We start from the raw sequence: 18,916 nt of genomic DNA on the forward strand, positions 1-18,916 counted from the left end.
TGCGATACTGAGTAAATAATTTTGGTAACAAACGAGATAGCATGGAAAACATTGAAGTCCGAGGCGCCCGAACGCACAATTTAAAAGACATCAGCCTAACCATCCCACGTGATAAATTAATAGTTATTACGGGTCTATCTGGTTCGGGGAAGTCATCACTTGCATTTGATACGCTTTATGCAGAAGGACAACGCCGATATGTTGAATCACTCTCTGCGTACGCAAGACAATTTTTATCGCTCATGGAAAAGCCTGATGTGGATCACATCGAAGGCCTCTCTCCTGCCATTTCTATTGAGCAAAAGTCAACGTCTCATAACCCGCGTTCAACCGTAGGTACTATTACCGAAATTTACGATTATTTACGACTTATGTTTGCCCGCGTCGGCGAACCACGATGTCCTACACATGATTTACCACTTGCTGCGCAAACCGTTAGCCAAATGGTAGATACTGTTTTGGCTCTACCTGAGGGCAGTAAATTAATGCTGCTTGCGCCAATAGTAAAAGAGCGTAAAGGTGAGCATGTTAAGTTATTAGAACAGCTATCTAGCCAAGGTTACATTCGCGCCCGTATAGACGGTGAAGTATGTGACTTGTCTGATCCACCAACGCTTGAGCTTCATAAAAAACATACAATAGAAGTTGTTGTAGACAGATTTAAAGTAAAAGATGGCTTACAACAACGCTTAGCAGAATCGTTCGAAACTGCACTTGAAATGTCTAATGGTGTTGCACATGTAGCATACATGGACGATAGCAGCGCTGAAGAGATTCTATTTTCAGCAAATTTTGCCTGCCCTACTTGTGGCTATGCAATGACTGAACTTGAGCCGCGTTTGTTTTCGTTTAATAACCCAGCTGGTGCTTGTCAAGCCTGTGATGGCTTAGGTATACGCCAATATTTTGATCCTAATCGCGTAGTGCATAACCCAGAGTTAAGCCTTGCTGGCGGTGCAATTAAAGGCTGGGATAAACGCAGCTTTTATTACTATCAAATGCTGCAAGCGGTTGCAGATCATTACAATTTTGATTTAGACGTGCCTTATCAAGATTTAGACAGCGACTCGAAAAAAATTATTTTAGATGGCTCTGGTAGCACTAAGATTGGGTTTAATTACCGTAACGACCGTGGCGATTTAATTACGCGTAACCATGAGTTTGAAGGCGTTTTAAACAACATGAATCGCCGCTACCGCGAGACCGAGTCAAACTCTGTACGCGAAGAACTTGCTAAATACCAAACAAGCCAAGCGTGTCCTAGCTGTCATGGCTCGCGCTTACGCGAAGAATCTCGAAATGTATTTATTGGACAAACCAACTTACCTGCAATCACATGCATGAGTATTGGTGAAGCCATGGAATTTTTTGAAGGTTTAGAGTTAACCGGACAAAAAGGCCAAATAGCTGAAAAAATATTAAAAGAAATTCGCGACCGCTTATCGTTTTTAATTAACGTTGGCCTAAATTATTTATCACTTGAACGTAGCGCCGATACATTATCAGGTGGTGAGGCTCAACGTATCCGCTTAGCCAGTCAAATTGGTGCCGGTCTTGTAGGTGTAATGTACGTACTAGATGAGCCATCTATTGGATTACATCAACGCGATAACGACCGTTTATTACAAACATTGGTCCATTTGCGCGACTTAGGTAACACCGTTATTGTGGTAGAGCACGATGAAGATGCTATTCGTGCTGCAGATCATATTATTGATATTGGCCCAGGTGCGGGTGTTCATGGTGGGCATATTATTGCTCAAGGTACGCGCGACGATATTTTAGCAAGCAAAGAGTCTGTTACGGGCCAATTTTTATCAGGCGTACGTAAAATAGAAATACCAAAAGAGCGTCACCCAACGAACGACAAATGGCTAGAGCTATTTGGCGCAACGGGTAATAACCTTAAAAATGTGGATTTAAAAATCCCATTTGGTTTAATGACCTGTGTGACAGGTGTATCGGGCTCAGGTAAATCAACGCTAATAAACGATACTTTATTTAAACTTGCTCATACAGAGCTAAATGGCGCAACCACTGCCGAAGCGGCACCGTATAAATCAATTAGCGGTTTAGATCATTTTGATAAAGTGATCGATATTGATCAAAGCCCAATTGGTCGTACTCCTCGTTCAAATCCGGCAACCTACACAGGTATATTTACCGGTATTCGTGAGTTATTTGCAGGCACACAAGAAGCGCGCTCACGTGGCTACAAAGTAGGTCGCTTTAGCTTTAACGTTAAAGGCGGACGCTGTGAAGCGTGCCAAGGTGACGGCTTAATTAAAGTTGAAATGCACTTTTTACCTGATGTGTATGTACCGTGTGATGTATGTAAGAGCAAACGCTATAACCGCGAAACGCTCGAAGTCCAATACAAAGGTAAAAACATACACCAAGTACTTGAGATGACTGTTGAAGACGCGCATGAGTATTTTGACAAAATACCGGCTATTGCCCGCAAGCTTAAAACCTTAATGGACGTTGGTTTATCGTATGTCCGCTTAGGTCAAGCCGCTACCACGCTTTCAGGTGGTGAGGCGCAACGTGTAAAACTAGCACGCGAGCTATCAAAGCGTGATACTGGTAAAACACTCTACATATTAGATGAGCCTACAACAGGCTTACACTTTGCTGATATTGAACAGCTGCTTGTTGTATTACATCGCCTGCGCGATCACGGTAACACCATTGTGGTTATTGAGCACAACCTCGATGTTATTAAAACAGCAGATTGGGTTATTGATTTAGGACCTGAAGGCGGAGCTGGCGGCGGTGAAATACTCATTGCAGGTACACCAGAAGAAGTGGCCGAATGTGAGCGTTCACATACTGGGCATTACTTAAAACCTCTATTAAATAAATAGAGGTTCAGTTGTGACAAATTAATCGGCTTTGAGGTTATTTAACTGTCGAGATTACACTTAATTAAAAATGGCGAGAAGATTCACTTCTCGCTATTTTTTGGCTCTAATTTTTCTTTTATCAACATAACAATCGAAAATGTTATTAAAGAAAAGCAACACACTGCTGCAAATTTAACCTTGAAAGATCAACAGACCCTAGTTATTCCAACTTATCTGTATTATTTGCATGTCTTTATATTTTGATTCTGTAAAGAAAATTTGATTGTTATCACTAATAAAAAATGCGATGGGTTTAAAATCCACGTGCACATCTTTTACTGTCTTATCTTCTAAATTAAGCCGAGCAACTCTTGAAATCGCATCAGAGTAGTAAAGGTAATTACCATTAATAGCAAAAAGTTGTGCTTGTCGCGCGTCTTTGGGTAATTCCCAACTCTGTTTATTTGATAGTTTAATTAACTGATTATTAGTAATTGCATAATTAGTACCGTCAGCGCCTGAAATTAATTTGTTGGCTTTAATATCCTCTAATATAGTTGTGTCTCGCGTTAATAAATTAAACTGAGCAAATAGGTTTTCTGAACCACTTCGCTCTAAATAAATTATACTTTCATTATCTTTAGACCATACATAGTTTAGTATTTGTCGCCCTTTAAACTCAGCTATGGTATAGAGTTTGTTCGACATAACGTCAAAAAATGCAATATCGCTATTAACTCTTAATAAAACACGATCTTGCTTACTCGATACTCTTAGCCCGCCAATAGCAAAGGTAGATTTCCCTTCATAAGTAAAGTTACTAAGTTGCTTTGTAAGCCCATTTTGAGATAACCACAACTGACTGCTGCCAGAGCGCTCGGATACAAAAATATGCGCTGGTCCTTTCTCATTAATGACTTCTACAATGTGGTAGTCGTCTTCATCACTTTTGTAGAGTGCTTCATACTCAGGAGCATCGCTAAAAAGATTAGTCGCTTTAATTAACGAAAAGGTTTGTGTTTTATTTGCTGAGTAAAAGAGGCTATTAGCAGATTGAACTGCAATATAATAAGGTGAAATTGCTGGGGTAACCGTTAGTGTGCGTTTAATAATATTATTTTCATCAAACACAATGGTTGAAAGGTCAGAGTCTTCAAAAACAATCACGCCTTTATCGTCTGCAAGCCAGTCAAACGCGAAGCTAATTATGCTTTTCTTTGCTTTAAATAATCGCTTGGTTTCATGGGTCTCAAAGTTATAGCTAAATACAGAAAAAGGCTTACCCTTTTGACTAAGTATATATGCTATTTTATTACCTGAAGAAGATAAGCGCGGCATTATTACGCCATACATTACACCTGGTGGTGGAATAACAATGGACTCTTTTTGTAACTCTAAATCAAATTTATATAAACCTGAGCCATCTTGCTCATTTTTATATTCAGTGTAATAAATATATTCACTATTTTCGTCTACTTGTGCGTAGCCGGTGTATCTAAGGTCACACTTTTTAATTAATGTAGCCTCACCAACAATAGGAAACTGGCTTAAATCAACCAGTACCATTTCGCACTGCTGTTGTTTTAAGTTTGTAGCTTGTATAAGCACTGCGTGCTGATTTAACTGCCACGATAAAATAGATACTTGAAAGCCAGGATAGGTAATTTCAACTTCCCTTTGATCAGATAGTCGCTTTACAAATGCATGCATTACGTCATTTTCAGGTTCAACATTTGTATAAGCTAAATATTGTTTATCTGAGGACATCTCAGGGTGAACCTCACTGCCTATATTCCACGTGCTTGCTACCTTATTAACCGTGATCTGTTTAATCTTTTCACTAGAAGGTGCATTAATAAAAAACAACCCAAACCATACTAAAGAGCACAGGCAAATAATGACGAGTAAAGAATAAATCAAAAAATTTTTACTATTCTTTTTTTGAACTGGTTGAGAAGTAGTTGCAGTAGCTATCTCTTCATTTTTGGCAGAAATACCTGGTGAGTCAGGCAAAATGTTTACAGGCTCTTTCAAAACGTTTGCTTGCGTTAAACGCTCAGGTATTACTGTTAGGCTATATCCTTTACGGTAATGCGTTTTTAAAAGCGGCGCTTTTTCAATTGGGTGGGCAAGCTGCTTTCTTAACTCTGAGATTGCACGGTTAATCGCATTATCATCAACAAAGCTCTGTTGCCACACACTCTCAATAAGCTCTTGGCGGGAAACAATTTGTTGAGGCTTGTCTATAAAGTGAAGTAATAGCTTTACTAAAAGTGGATCTAATTCCCTTTCTAAATGGTTTGAAGTAATCACACAGCGATTACTAATAAATTGCCAAGGTCCGATTTGATAATTCATAGTTTTTACGTATTTTTATTTTTATAAACCGTATCACATCTACACTTTCTTTTATAGAAAAAGCATTTTAAACCTTATATTAGCATTATAAGGTTTAAGGCTAACCCTCTAAATTAAAACAATTATTTAATTTAAAAACCTTATCTATTAATTGCTCATAACTAGATAAGCGACTCTCAATAAATTCAGCGATATTCTTTAAACCGTCATCAACAAGCAGCTTAGTAAAAAATCATTTGTGATTCTAAATTGGCTGCAATTAAAAATATAAAAGGTTTAATTATGAATAGCACAATGAAAAAAGTACTACCGGCTTTACTACTAGCAACTGCTTTTAATACAACTTCAGTTATTGCAGCTGACGCTAAACAACACACCGTTCAAAGTAATTTTAATCAATGCATAATTGGTGAAAGCGTAGAGGCGATTAACCCAGTTAATAAAAAGCAGCAAGAAACAAACAACATAGACGCCACTGAGTCTTTAAAAAGTAATGTTGATACACAAACGTTACTTTCTTCGATAGATGAAAAAATATCAGCTGAGCTTGACTCTTCAATGAGCAAAATAAACTCGCAAATTGATAAAAACCTTTCAAAGTTAACATCCTCAATCACTGCATATTTCAGCACTGTGTTATCGAACTAAAAACAATAAAATTAAAAGTTACATAAAGGAATTATCATGAAAAAATTCACAAAAAAATTAGTATCTGCCAGCGTATTACTTAGCTGTAGTCTTTTAGCAAATACAGCACAGGCCCAAAGCTCTGTATGGCAAGTAAGCAATGGTAATGACTCACTATTTATTGGCGGTACAGTTCACATACTACCTAAAGCTGAAATGCCACTACCCGCTGAGTTTAACCATGCTTATGAACAAGCGGATACAATTATTTTAGAAGCACCGATAACTGACCCAGCCGACACTAATGCGCAAATGCAAATGTTAGGCGCACTATCGTATACAAATAACGAAACGTTAAGTCAAAAACTAGAACCCGAGATTAAGGCATCACTTGAAAATAAGCTTAACGAGTTTGGCGCTAATCTCGCTAAGTTAGATGGCTTTCGCCCTGCTATGGTTGGTATTGTTTTAATGTCGATGGAGCTTCAAAAGCAAAATTTAATGGGTGAAGGTGTTGATGCTTATTTTACTAAAAAAGCGACTGAAGATAACAAAACAAAAAATTACTTAGAAACAATGGAATTTCAGTTAGAGCTTTTTAAAAAAATGGGTCAAGGCAACGAAAACGACTTCATTAAACACAACTTAGCCGAGCTGCACAACTATGGCGATATGTTTAAAGGACTTTTAGCTGCCTGGCGCAAAGGTGATACAGACACACTGAATAAAGTGGCACTTGAAGATATGCAGAAAAATGATCCGAATAGTTATAAACAACTCATTACAGATAGAAATAATGATTGGTTACCAAAAGTAGAAGCCATGTTTAACAACGATAAAAATGAGTTTGTACTTGTTGGAGTTGCCCATCTTGCAGGACAAGATAGTTTACTTACCTTACTTGAAAATAAGGGCTATAAAGTTTCTCTAGTTGATATTGATAGCACGGCAGATATAACAGTAAGAGGGGCTGAATAATGGATAAAACAGACAAACTAGCTATATCGCTACTGTTTCTATTTGGGTCCATCATGTTGATATGTGCTATATAAAAAATGCCGCTAACAAGCGGCATTTTCTATTTTAATAAACTTACCCGCGAGGAATAAAACCAAGCGCATCGTATACCGATTTCAATGTTTTCTCAGCACGTACACTTGCTTTTTCAGCACCTGACTTCATTATGCCATCAAGTAGGTTTTGATCTTCTCTGATCTCTTTAAAGCGTGCTTGAATTGGCTCAATCATATTTACAACTGCATCTGCTGTATCTTTCTTTAAATGGCCATACATTTTATCTTCATACTCAGGAACTAGGTCTTCAATTGAGCGCTTAGTTGCAACACTCAATAAAGTAAGCAAGTTTGATACGCCAGGCTTTTCTGTGCGATCAAAATATATACGTGCTTGTTCATCTGAATCAGTTACTGCTTTTTTAAGCTTTTTCACAATTTGCTTAGGCTCATCTAATAACATGATGTAACCATTTGGGTTTTCGTCAGACTTAGACATTTTTTTAAGTGGATCTTGCAAGCTCATTACGCGTGCACCAAACTCAGGGATGTACGGCTCTGGTAATTTAAATACGTCGCCATATAAATTATTAAAGCGTGTGGCTATATCGCGAGTCAGCTCTAAGTGTTGCTTTTGATCATCCCCTACTGGTACTTGATCAGCTTGGTATAATAAAATATCCGCAGCTTGCAATACTGGATATGAAAATAAGCCCACGTTTACGTTATTTGCGTGCTTAGATGACTTGTCTTTAAACTGAGTCATTCGATTAAGCTCACCCATTTGCGCGTAACAATTTAATACCCACGCCAATTGTGCGTGCTCAGGTACTTGCGATTGTACAAATAACGCAGATTTTTCAGGATCAATGCCACATGCCGCGTAAAGAGCAATACCATCTAACACTCGAGAGCGCAGTAATTCAGGCTCTTGGCGAACCGTAATAGCGTGTAAGTCTACTAACATAAAGAAACTTTCGTGGTCTTCCTGTAACTTTAGCCACTGGTTAATAGCGCCAACATAGTTGCCTATTGTCATACCACCGGTTGGCTGAATGCCGCTTAAAACTACTGGTTTACTCATGATTTTCCTTTATTTTGCTTAATGAATAATATTTAACGCTGCGTTAGAACAGGTATTATATCTAAGAAGTTATCGCATAGGTACTGCGGATTATAATCCTCAAGACTTTCACCTTGGTTATAGCCATAACTAAGTGCAATTACGTCTATATTAGCGGCTTTAGCTGCAAGTATATCGCTTTTAGAATCACCTATCATTATTGCTTTATTAGGTTCCGCATTTAGTTTTTTGCAGGCAAATAGCAATGGTTCTGGCGATGGTTTTTTTGCCATATCGTCACCGCATACAACCACATCAAAATGACTCGTTAGTGCCAGTTTATCGAGTAATTTCTCTGTAAAAATTCGAGACTTATTAGTGATTAATGCTTTAGGCATACCGCGAAGTGCTGCAAGCCCTGTTTCTACATGTTGGTACAAAACACTATACTCACCAACTTGTTGTTCATAATACTTATAGAACTGTAATATTGCTTTGCCACTAAGTGACTCATCTAAATTTTCACTCACTTGCATATCGCCACTCAAAGCGCGTTTTACAAGGACTTCAACACCATTACCAACCCAACTTTCAACCAAGCGTTGACTAACAATAGGAAAAGCAAAATCGCTCAAGGTTAAATTAATAGCGATATACAAGTCGTAAACGCTATCAACCAAAGTACCATCTAAATCAAATAAGGCGACATCGTACTTCATTACTTAACACTTCCAAGCTGCTCACGCATTTGATCAATCACCACTTTGTAATCAGGTTGATTAAAAATAGCTGAGCCTGCAACAAACATATCAGCACCCGCTCGAGCCGCTGCTGCAATATTATCGACCTTAATACCACCATCAACCTCTAAGCGAATATCTCGGCCTGATTCAATAATACGCTGTTTGGCTTGGCGTAATTTTTCAAGCGTATGAGGGATAAAGCTTTGCCCGCCAAACCCAGGATTTACCGACATTAGTAAAATGGTATCTAGCTTATCAATAACATGATCTAAATAACTTAGGCTTGTTGCTGGGTTAAACACTAAGCCTGCTTTACAGCCGTGATCTTTAATTAACTGTATTGTACGATCGACGTGCTCACTGGCTTCAGGGTGAAAAGTAATAATAGAAGCACCAGCCTCAGCAAATAAAGGTATTATGCTATCTACAGGCTTAACCATTAAATGTACGTCGATAGGTGCTGTAATACCGTAATCTCTTAGTGCTTTACACACCATAGGACCAATTGTGAGATTAGGTACATAGTGATTATCCATTACATCAAAGTGAACCACATCAGCACCCGCTTCGAGAACTTTATCAACATCTTCGCCTAGCTTTGCAAAATCAGCAGACAAAATAGAAGGGGCTATTAAATATTTTTGCTCTGGGTTAAACATGATTAACTCCATCAATAAATAGTGTATTGCGTTAATGTAACTTAATTGAAGATGTTACCCAAGTAATATGGCGTAATAGCCCCCATTTTAGGTAACTTTAAGTTTGATATTTAACCAGTATTTGCTATGATTAAAAAAGTAACAAATTATTGGATTTCATCATGCGTGCTTTTAAAATTGGGATATTAATTGCGTCGGCATTACTGCTTATCGGGGCGTTTAGCTTTGGTTCAAGCTCTGAGCAAGAATTAAGCTCAGTGAGTAATTGTCATAATACACAAGTGGTAAGTGCTCAAAACACTTTAACTGCGTGTATTAAAGCTGAAGAAGAGTCATCATGGTTTTCGTGGTTAACTGGCGATAGCCGTAGTGCTCAGTTTCATTACCTTGATTTACTGGAACTACTTACTAGTTCTGAAGATTCTAAAAACACTCCTTCTTTAAAACCTTTATTTTAAATAATGCTACAATTTTTTAGCGCGTTGCAAAGTGTGCTAGCTGCATTTTTTGGTGTTCAGTCTGAAAATAAACGCCAAGTCGATTTTAAACAACATTCCCCTTTATCCATCATTTTAATTGCGATTGTACTATTTGTTGCTTTTGTTATCGCAATTTACGCAGTGGTTGCTTGGGTGCTAAATACATAGCCATCAACTCGTCAACTTTATTTCTAGAGCCACCTTTGGGGCTAATAGTGCGCTTTACTTGAATTTGTTCAAGCGATGCTTGGCTATAAATTTTACGCGTCCACACGGTATCGTGGTTTGAAATAAGCACAGGTGTGTTATTTTCAAATGCGGCTTGTTCTGCCAAATTAGCTAAGTTAGCCTGATCATCTAAATTAAACCCCCCTTTTGCGTAAGACGTAAAAGAAGCCGTTTTACTTAATGGTACATAAGGTGGGTCGCAATAAATAACAGCATTGTTAGGCACTAACTTAAAAACGTCATCGTAATCTAAACAAGTGAACGTTGCTTTTTGTGCTTTTTCAGCAAAAAAATACATTTCTTTTTCAGGAAAGTAAGGCTTTTTATACTTACCAAAAGGCACATTAAAAATGCCTTTTAAATTATACCTACACAGTCCGTTGTAACCATGGCGGTTCATGTATAAAAACAAGATTGAACGTTCGTATACATCACGGCTTTGATTAAACTGCACACGATATTCGTAATACGCATCTGCGTGATTATTCAAATCAACAAATAGCTTTTTAGCGTCACTAATAAGCTCATCTGGAGAGCTTTTAAGCTCTTTATATAAGTTAATTAAGTCTGCATTGATATCATTGAGGATATAGTGCTTAAAGTCACTATTTAAAAACACAGAGCCTGCACCAACAAAAGGTTCAACCAAAGTATCAGCATGCTTGCTAGCTTGGTTTAATCGCGCATTAATGTTTTCAACTAGGCTGTATTTTCCGCCGGCCCATTTAAGGAAGGCTCTACTTTTTTGCTGCATTGGCTCTTTACTTCAATCTGGTGTTGCGCGATTTTACACTAAAGCAGTGTGTTTTACTGATCAACGACTGCTATTTCTTGCTTTATTTTACTAATTTTTTTATAGAAAGGTTTATTTTTTCTAACCCCAGGGGGTAAAGTATCCATTGCTGATTTTGCCTCGTTTATACTCTCAAAGCTGCCAAATGTAACAACCCACCATATTTGATTATTTCGCTTCGTTTGGTAAGAATGTGCTTGCTGCTGTAGATTGAATTGAGCAATGAAATTATCGCGAACTTCCTGCTGAGTTACCGCTAATAATTGAATAACACTATTTGTATCTGCTTGCTGCATGTACCAAATATTATCTTGGCTGATCTGAGTTTGCTCTGCTGTATTTACTTTCTCTACTTTTAGAGCTTTAGATACAACTTCACCTGCTTCACTGCTTTTGTTTTTAACGCTATTATCAATAGCATTGTCTAATACCTTGACGGTATTTGCAGGTTCGGTAAGACTTTGCATGATAGCAGGCACATCATTAATGTGTACGCTCTCGGGCTCAATATCTGGCTCAACTACTTCAGGGTCATTTAGAGTAACTACTGACTCATTTTGCTTTATAACCGGCTCACTTACTTGCTCTACAGATATTGCTGTATTTAGGACTTGCGCTTCTTCCTGCTGATAATATTGTTGCCACCACTGCGTCATATCAGACTTATAAAGCAGACCAATAATTAAAAGCATAATTAACAACATCAAAATCAATAAGTGCAATCGCCAAGATACTTTATCTTTAACGATAATATCGGCTATGTGCTCACTAGGTTGCCAAGCAAGCAATAAGCTGGGATTACCATGAGCCTCGGCTAAAAAAGTACTAAAAACAGGGTCTTCATCATAAGGTAAATCAGTAAAGTACCACTGCAATAACATCTTGCTTTCTCGAAGCGTCAGTGGCTCCAAGTAAATTTCGACAGCATCATTTAAAGCAAGTTTAGACTGTGATGCAATTATGATATACAACGTATTAGGGCTATTTTTAGAAAGCAGCTCAAGCTCAATTAGTATCTCTTCAGATAATTGCCTACCGCCATCAAGCACCCATAAACAAGGTCCGCACTGCTGTTGCTCAAGCAGCTGGTAATAGTTTTCAGGTAAACTTAAATTATGATCAACTAAAGGGGAATTAAAGCTTTGCTCTAATAAATCGCTCATTAGCTGAGCGTCAGTCATTTGTGCACTTACTTGCACAAACGCTTTATTAAAGTCATTGTATTTATCTGTAATGAAGGTTTCGAGCATATAACTTTTACCTAGCCCCGATGTGCCAAGTAAAACTATTAAATTTTGTCCGTACTCAAATTGCAGTGCGATTCTATCCACCAAAGCCGCACGGCTTGGTAAAATTTGTGACTGCATTTACTGCTCGATTAAGTCTCTAACTTGGTCATCAGAAACATCATCAACTAATGCACACTGGCCAAATTGGGTAGGTAGAATAAAGCGTATAGTGCCTCTTTTATTCTTTTTGTCTTTACGCATATGCGTTAGGAACTGCTCACTAGTCATTTGCTTTGGAATTTCTGTTGGTAAATTATATAGCTCAAGCAGCTTAATAATTCGATCAACTTCACTTGCGCTTAAATCTTGGCGTGTCTTGGCAAGTTTAGCTGCTAATACCATGCCTGTTGCAACAGCTTCGCCATGTAACCAAACGCCGTAGCCCATTTCTGCCTCAATTGCATGGGCAAATGTATGACCTAAGTTTAATAAAGCACGTAAACCATGCTCTTTTTCATCTTGCGCAACTATAAGCGCTTTTATTTCACAACATCTAAAAATAATATGCTGTAAGCACGTTTCATCTAGTTGCTGCAAATTAGCTACGTTTCGCTCTAAGTATGCAAATAATTCGGTATCGTAAATCAGACCATACTTAATTACTTCAGCCATACCTGCTGCAAACTCTCTTGCTGGTAGGGTGTGTAATGTTTGTGTATCAATAAAAACCGCTTGAGGCTGATAAAATGCCCCTATCATATTTTTACCTAAAGGATGATTTACTGCCGTTTTACCACCTACCGATGAATCAACCTGTGAAAGCACTGTCGTTGGTATTTGAATAAACGGTACGCCGCGCTGATAACACGCTGCTACAAAACCAGTTAGATCACCTATAACACCGCCACCTAACGCAATTAAACACGTATCTCGGCCACAGTTATTTTGTAGTAAAAATGCTGATATTTTTTCAAACCATTCAAGTGATTTATATTGTTCACCGTCAGGAATAATAAAAGATAGCGGATTTTGATCTGCTAATGAGTCAAGTAACGCTTGTAAATATAAAGGCGCTATTGTGTCATTAGTAATGATGATAGGCCGACAATCACCAATGTGGTGAACCAGGCGGCCATTATCTTGAAGTGCAGATTGCCCAATATAAATAGGATAACTTCGCTCGTCCAAATTAACTGTTAATTTAAGCATGCTTAGTTATTTCCTTATTATTGGTTTTTAAAAATCTAATTTCTCGATGATTTGGTTAGCAACAACTTTAGCGCTTTGCTCATCGGTACGTACAACAAAATCGGCAACTTCTTTGTATAGGGGCTCGCGTTCTTCTGCTAAGCGCTCTAGTACGTTACGAGGTGCTTCTTCAGTTTGCAGTAATGGGCGACGCTTGTCGCGTTGCGTGCGTGCAACTTGCTTTTCTATAGGTGTCTCTAGGTATACAACGATACCTCGAGCCGAAAGCTTGTTTCGAACTTCTTTGCTCATTACTGAACCACCACCGGTAGCAAGTACAATACCTTGCATCTCGGTTAAATCGCCAATAACAGACTCTTCTCGAAGTCTAAAGCCTTCTTCACCTTCAAGATCGAATACCCATGCAATATCTGCACCTGTGCGGCGTTCGATTTCTTGATCAGAATCAACAAATTCAAGGTGTAATTGGTCAGCGATGTGACGACCAATCGTGCTTTTGCCAGCCCCCATGGGGCCAACTAGAAATATATTACGTTTCTCAGCCATATCTTTTAGTACAAACAAACTCTAAAATTTGAAATAAAACCCCGCCTAACGACCTGGCCCCAAAATTAAGGAGGGGATTATCTCAGTAATTGTAGGGGTATTTCAAGTCAATTAGAATAAAAAGCCATATAACGAGCAATTAATCTAAATAATCACCCGTTGGTTAACATAAAACCACTGTATTTTAATCAATTTGTATTTTCGGTGTCACGAAAATAAGTAATTCACGCTTTTCATTAAACTCACTTGTGGTTTTAAATAGTCTTCCTACGTAAGGAATGTCACCTAAAATTGGCACTTTACTCGTAGTATTAATGATTTGCTGTTGGAAAATACCACCGAGTACTACGGTTTGGCCATTCTCGACTAACACTTGTGTTTGAATTTCTTGAGTATCAATAGACACCGCTTCACCAGTACCTGTTTGTACAGTATCACCACGTGTATCTTGAGTAATAATTAAATCTAGAATTACTTTATTATCAGGTGTGATATGAGGTGTAACTTCTAAGCTCAGTACCGCTTTTTTAAAGCTTACGGTAGTAGCACCGCTTGAAGCTGACTCAGTATAAGGAATTTCAGTACCTTGCTCTATTCGGGCTTTTTGCTGATTAGCCGCTATTATACGTGGACTAGCAATAATCTCGCCTTTATTCTCTTCCTCAAGCGCACTTAGCTCTAAATCAATCAGCGTGCCGTTAGCCAGTTTTGCTATGTGTAAGCCAATGCTAGCCGCAGGGTTAGTGATAGGTAAATTTACATTTAATCGGTCTGAAATACTTGGTGCATCTGAAGTAGATGTCGCATTATAAATACCTTCTGCGCCTTCAAGAGAGCCTGAAATACCAACACTACTGCCTTGGTCACTAAAGCCCCAACGTACGCCTAAGTCTTCAGTAACGTTATCGCGCACAGTTACCATTCGAGATTCTATTACAACCTGCTGCACTGGAATATCAAGCGTTTCAATCATGCGGCGAATGTTTTCTATACTCTTAACAGTATCTTTTACTAACAAAGTATTTGTACGTTGATCAACAGATACACTACCACGGGCAGTTATAATACTGTTTGTATCTGTTTTTAATAGATCAGCAAAATTTTCGGCTTTAGCATAGTTTAATCGGATGTATTCACTATATAGAGGCTCTAAGTCTTCAACTTGCTGTTTAGCTTTTAAATCTTTGGCTTCACGTGCTGCAAGTTCTTCTGCAGGCGCTACCATTAATATAGAGCCATCCATGCGCTTATCTAGCCCTTTAATACGTAGTACTACGTCAAGCGCTTGATCCCACGGTACACCATCTAGGCGCAGCGTTATATTGCCCGTTACTGAATCACTGGTTACTAAGTTAAAGTCGTTGTAACCCGCGATAATTTGCAGTGCTGCACGCACAGAGATATCTTGAAAATTTAAGGTCATAGGGCGACCTTGATACTCAACACCACCATCTAAGTACGCATTTTGCGTTTCATCTTTTTCTACTGTCAACGTTAAAATATTATCTATTTGCTGATACGTAAACGTGAACTGAGCATTAGGTTCGATAACAACACGACTTAAACCATCTTCTTTAAAAGTCTCGATATTACTTACAACAGTTCCAAAATCTAATACATCTAATTCATAAAGTAGATCGTCTAAAATATCGGTGTGATGAAAGTCAGCGTAAATTTTCCCGCCACTTTCATGGACTTCAATTGCAGCTTGAGTGTCTTGTAAAAATACAAGTACTTTTGCTTCACCCTTCTCACCACGTCTAAAATCAATTGACTGGATACGGTTAATGTAATTTCCACTTTCATCACCTGAGTCCATCACTACATCTTCATTTTCAGGTTCTGTAAGAGGGTTATCAGAGACACGTATCGATACTAAATTGTTATGAACTTCAGTCTCATAAATTTTTAATCTATCTAAGTTTACCGTTACCTTTAAACCACTGTTAGTTAAAACATTAGTAACACTGCTAATTCCAGCTTGATTAACTTCAACATCATTTAAACCAACTTCTAACTCTGCAGAATCAAAAAACATTTCGATTCGGGCTGGGCTATTAAACACTTGAACTTTTGGTTCAAAGGTTAACTCTTCATCAAAAACAAGCTGTAATTCAGTTTCGCCTTTAAGTAATGGATTATAACGAACATCATAAAGCAATGGCCCAGCTATGGCTGAGTTTACAGTGACTAAAGCAACAGCAGCCAGTAATGTCCGTGAAATACGATGAAGCCAAAGTACATCCTTATGCATCCTATTTTTACCTTTTTTATTATTAATTTGCGCCATCTGTTGCCGCCTCTAACATTTCTAATTTCGTCAGGCGCTCTTTCCAACAGCCAGACCCATCAGGGATTAATTCCACTAATTCTATATAGTCGTTGCTTACTCTTTTTACTTTGCCATCATAACTTCCAAGATAATTCCCTACCGTTACGCGGTGCAAAGTGTCATCTGTAGCTGTAATTAATGCCCATATTTGTCCACTAGAGCCAATTGTGCCTTTCATTGCTAAATTATCTAGCGGGTATTTCTCTAACGGTTCGCGGCGACGCTCTTGATCTGGGTGCAAACAGTTTTTTACCTGCGTTAGTTTATTTTGAATAATCTCAGGCTGAGGCGCTACAAACGGGCTACGTAGCTGACCAGCACTGTACTCAAATATTTCAAACTTTGTCAGTTCAGGAATCGTCTCAACCTTTGGTGTGGTGCTTGCTTTTACCTGATCAATAAATTCTTTTTGCTCAGAAGTGTCATCATTACAACCAGCTAAAACAAATGCTATAGCTAAAGGTACTACGCGAAGGGGTTTCATTTTTTAACCCCTTCTTCATAACGATATGTTTTTGCAACAACACTGAATGTTAACTGTTTATCGCCCGATGATAAAATAGAAAAGTCATGTAAGCTTACAATTCGGGGTAACTGGGCCACTTTACCTACAAACTCACCAAACTCATGGTAGCTACCTATTACTTCGATTTTAATAGGCAGCTCGGTATAAAATTCTTTTTCAACTTCTGGCAGCCAACCTATTTTTAAAAAAGTCAGACCACTCGTTGTCCCAACATATGATAAATCATCAAGTAAACCAGGAGTTTCATTCGAAGTGGGTAGACGCTTTAATAGCTGTGAAAACTTATCTTCCATTTCAATCATTTGTTGACGATATATTTCAAGCTTGCTCGCTACTGCATACTTAGTTCGATAAGTTGTTCGTAGTTCAACTTCTTTTGCCACGGCACTATGGTAGCTGTCAATTTCATCAGAAACTAATAGGCTATAACTAAAAAACAATACAAGGCCCGCAACAAATGTGCAGCAAATTGCTTTAACAGCAATTGGCCAATCACCAATGTTATCAAGCTCTATTTCATTCCAATCAATTTCACTCAGTGCTTTAAAATCAAGGTTCATCGCTAACCTCACCAATTTTATCAAATGGTTTTACATAAAATTCCATATTAAAATCACTAAGTAAACGCGAAGATTGATCGCCTGCAACAATGCCCTGCATTGAAGGATTCTCTAGTAAATATGAGCTTTGTACTTGGCGGAGCATTGTTGATAGACGATTATTAGATTCACTACGTCCTAAAACATGTATTTGGCTGCCTTTGCGCTCCAGTTTTGTTAAATAAACACCACCTGGCACTATTTTGGCAACTTCATCCATTATTTGCGTACCCAAGTTACGGCTGCTTTGCAATTCTTCAATGAGCCTCATACGCTGTTGTAAATTTTCCTTTCTTTTATCTAAGCTTCGTATTTCACTTATTTTTTTATCTAGCATGCTAATTTCTGAGCTTAAATAATTATTCTTTAAGTTTTGACCGTCTTTTAAGGCACTATAAAAAGAGCTTAATAAATACATACTTGCAAAACAAAGTATAACGACACCAACAAGTATAGTTACAAATTTCTTTTTCGATTCTTCGCGTTGTGATTCACGCCAAGGCAGTAGATTTATATGTGGCATGTTGAAAAACTCCTTAATGCCAACCCTGTTGCAATTGCAAACTGCGTTTTGTGACGCTGCATTATATTACGGTCTACCTTTGGGGAAATTTCCATATTTACAAAAGGCTCTGCAACAACTGAGTGGATACCGAGTTCTTCAATAAGCAATCGGTCGATACCTTTTATCATCGATGTACCGCCCGTTAATACAATATAATCTATTTGCTCTTTACCACTGGTTGTTAAAAACATTTGCACAGCTCTGCGAACTTGTTGAAGTAACGAAGTTTGAAAAGGGGCTAATACTTCAAAGGTATAGTTTGGCGGTAAATCACCTGATGTTTTGCCTATTTCGGCTTCATCAAAGCCTTTATTATAATAAGCAACAATACTATTTGTATATTGATCGCCACCAAAAACTTGGTCACGGGTATAAATGGTTTCCCCAGCTTGCACAACACTCACAAGCATTAAAACTGCGCCAATATCGACCACAGCCACACACTTATTAAATGCATCGCTAGGTAATTGTTGATAGTAAACGTCCATAGCACGGCTCAATGCGTAGCTTTCTACATCTACTATTTTGGCCTCTAAATTTGCGGCTTCTAAAGCGCCCACCCGTGCTTCAACACTCTCAGTACGAGCAGCCGAAAGCAAAACATTCATTTTGCTAGGATCGGCCTCATTCGTCGAAAGCTTCTCAAAATCGAGGCTCACTTCATCAAGTGGGTAAGGGATTAAACTATCAGCTTCAATTTCAATTTGCGATTCAAGTTCAGCATCTGTTAACGATACATCCATGAAGATCACTTTTGTAATAACTGTTTGGCCAGAAACAGCCACTGCAGCAGATTTTAACGACTTCGGTAATTTTTTTCTTAATTTTGTAATAACGTTACCAATCGCTTCAATATCTTGGATTGTGCGCTCACTCATCGCACCTTTTGGCATCGGCTCAATTGCAAGTGCTTCTAGTCGAAATCCAGTTTCAATTTCACGTAAAAGCACCGCTTTGATAGAGTGCGATCCAATATCAATTCCTACCATCATCGGGGACGGTTTTTGAAATAGTTGACTTAGCATGTTTCAACTTGGCCTTTGTTTTAATAATAAACAAGTTATAATTTTTATCTGAAAAAATATTATTCATTTTTTAATC

Annotated in this window: 18 protein-coding genes; 5 read left to right on the top strand and 13 right to left on the bottom strand. The window is 38.2% G+C overall.

Going from position 1 to position 18,916, the window contains the following annotated elements; genetic code table 11:
- Positions 1 to 41 precede the first annotated feature (41 nt).
- Positions 42 to 2,867, top strand: a complete 2,826-nt coding sequence (gene uvrA / locus H5126_RS10625; protein WP_182720225.1) for an excinuclease ABC subunit UvrA — start codon at positions 42 to 44, stop codon at positions 2,865 to 2,867.
- Between the two features lie 195 nt (positions 2,868 to 3,062).
- Here the strand turns inward: uvrA and H5126_RS10630 are convergent, their stop codons facing one another.
- Positions 3,063 to 5,204 (bottom strand): transcriptional regulator, encoded by a 2,142-nt coding sequence (locus H5126_RS10630; protein ID WP_182720226.1) that lies wholly within the window; start codon positions 5,202 to 5,204, stop codon positions 3,063 to 3,065.
- Between the two features lie 282 nt (positions 5,205 to 5,486).
- Here H5126_RS10630 and H5126_RS10635 point away from each other — a divergent pair, with 282 nt between their 5' ends.
- Positions 5,487 to 5,852 (top strand): hypothetical protein, encoded by a 366-nt coding sequence (locus tag H5126_RS10635; protein WP_182692805.1) that lies wholly within the window; start codon positions 5,487 to 5,489, stop codon positions 5,850 to 5,852.
- 36 nt (positions 5,853 to 5,888) lie between these two features.
- Positions 5,889 to 6,809: a TraB/GumN family protein gene (locus tag H5126_RS10640; protein ID WP_182712146.1), complete on the top strand. Its 921-nt coding sequence runs from the start codon at positions 5,889 to 5,891 to the stop codon at positions 6,807 to 6,809.
- 114 nt (positions 6,810 to 6,923) lie between these two features.
- Here the strand turns inward: H5126_RS10640 and trpS are convergent, their stop codons facing one another.
- Genes trpS through rpe form a run of 3 tightly spaced genes read right to left on the bottom strand, consistent with a single transcriptional unit; the run spans position 6,924 to position 9,309 of the window.
- Positions 6,924 to 7,928: a tryptophan--tRNA ligase gene (trpS, locus tag H5126_RS10645; RefSeq protein ID WP_002958388.1), complete on the bottom strand. Its 1,005-nt coding sequence runs from the start codon at positions 7,926 to 7,928 to the stop codon at positions 6,924 to 6,926.
- A 32-nt stretch (positions 7,929 to 7,960) separates the two neighbouring features.
- Positions 7,961 to 8,626 carry a phosphoglycolate phosphatase gene (locus H5126_RS10650; RefSeq protein WP_024595274.1) on the bottom strand — a complete coding sequence of 222 codons (666 nt, stop codon included), beginning with the start codon at positions 8,624 to 8,626 and terminating at the stop codon, positions 7,961 to 7,963.
- Positions 8,626 to 9,309, bottom strand: a complete 684-nt coding sequence (gene rpe / locus H5126_RS10655) for a ribulose-phosphate 3-epimerase (protein WP_002958386.1) — start codon at positions 9,307 to 9,309, stop codon at positions 8,626 to 8,628. Before rpe ends, H5126_RS10650 begins: the two co-directional genes overlap by 1 nt.
- A gap of 161 nt (positions 9,310 to 9,470) precedes the next feature.
- Here rpe and H5126_RS10660 point away from each other — a divergent pair, with 161 nt between their 5' ends.
- Positions 9,471 to 9,767 (top strand): hypothetical protein, encoded by a 297-nt coding sequence (locus H5126_RS10660; RefSeq protein ID WP_024596024.1) that lies wholly within the window; start codon positions 9,471 to 9,473, stop codon positions 9,765 to 9,767.
- Positions 9,768 to 9,770: 3 nt separating this feature from the next.
- Positions 9,771 to 9,956, top strand: coding sequence for a DUF2970 domain-containing protein (locus tag H5126_RS10665; protein WP_002958384.1), 186 nt, complete (start codon positions 9,771 to 9,773; stop codon positions 9,954 to 9,956).
- Here the strand turns inward: H5126_RS10665 and H5126_RS10670 are convergent.
- The 9 genes from H5126_RS10670 to H5126_RS10710 form a co-directional block, all read right to left on the bottom strand.
- Entirely contained in the window at positions 9,913 to 10,770 is an 858-nt protein-coding gene (locus tag H5126_RS10670) for a Dam family site-specific DNA-(adenine-N6)-methyltransferase (RefSeq protein WP_002958383.1), read from the bottom strand. The genes H5126_RS10665 and H5126_RS10670 overlap by 44 nt on opposite strands.
- A 53-nt stretch (positions 10,771 to 10,823) precedes the next feature.
- Positions 10,824 to 12,176 (bottom strand): SPOR domain-containing protein, encoded by a 1,353-nt coding sequence (locus tag H5126_RS10675; RefSeq protein ID WP_024596025.1) that lies wholly within the window; start codon positions 12,174 to 12,176, stop codon positions 10,824 to 10,826.
- A complete protein-coding gene (gene aroB, locus H5126_RS10680; protein ID WP_024596026.1) occupies positions 12,177 to 13,247 on the bottom strand; it encodes a 3-dehydroquinate synthase in 1,071 nt (356 codons plus the stop codon).
- Positions 13,248 to 13,274: 27 nt separating this feature from the next.
- Complete coding sequence (gene aroK / locus H5126_RS10685; RefSeq protein WP_004589350.1) at positions 13,275 to 13,793, bottom strand: shikimate kinase AroK; 519 nt, start codon at positions 13,791 to 13,793, stop codon at positions 13,275 to 13,277.
- Between the two features lie 184 nt (positions 13,794 to 13,977).
- On the bottom strand, positions 13,978 to 16,083 hold the full coding sequence (locus H5126_RS10690) for a type IV pilus secretin PilQ (protein WP_024596027.1): 2,106 nt from the start codon (positions 16,081 to 16,083) through the stop codon (positions 13,978 to 13,980).
- Positions 16,070 to 16,609, bottom strand: a complete 540-nt coding sequence (locus H5126_RS10695) for a pilus assembly protein PilP (RefSeq protein WP_182720227.1) — start codon at positions 16,607 to 16,609, stop codon at positions 16,070 to 16,072. Before H5126_RS10695 ends, H5126_RS10690 begins: the two co-directional genes overlap by 14 nt.
- Positions 16,606 to 17,211, bottom strand: coding sequence for a type 4a pilus biogenesis protein PilO (locus tag H5126_RS10700; protein ID WP_024596028.1), 606 nt, complete (start codon positions 17,209 to 17,211; stop codon positions 16,606 to 16,608). The genes H5126_RS10695 and H5126_RS10700 overlap by 4 nt, the downstream gene beginning before the upstream one ends.
- Positions 17,201 to 17,773, bottom strand: coding sequence for a PilN domain-containing protein (locus H5126_RS10705; RefSeq protein ID WP_002958376.1), 573 nt, complete (start codon positions 17,771 to 17,773; stop codon positions 17,201 to 17,203). The genes H5126_RS10700 and H5126_RS10705 overlap by 11 nt, the downstream gene beginning before the upstream one ends.
- A complete protein-coding gene (locus H5126_RS10710) occupies positions 17,761 to 18,840 on the bottom strand; it encodes a pilus assembly protein PilM (protein ID WP_024596029.1) in 1,080 nt (359 codons plus the stop codon). The genes H5126_RS10705 and H5126_RS10710 overlap by 13 nt, the downstream gene beginning before the upstream one ends.
- Positions 18,841 to 18,916: the final 76 nt, after the last annotated feature.

The sequence above is a fragment of the Pseudoalteromonas sp. SG45-3 genome, assembly GCF_014164075.1.
GTDB classification, from domain to species: Bacteria; Pseudomonadota; Gammaproteobacteria; order Enterobacterales; family Alteromonadaceae; genus Pseudoalteromonas; species Pseudoalteromonas distincta.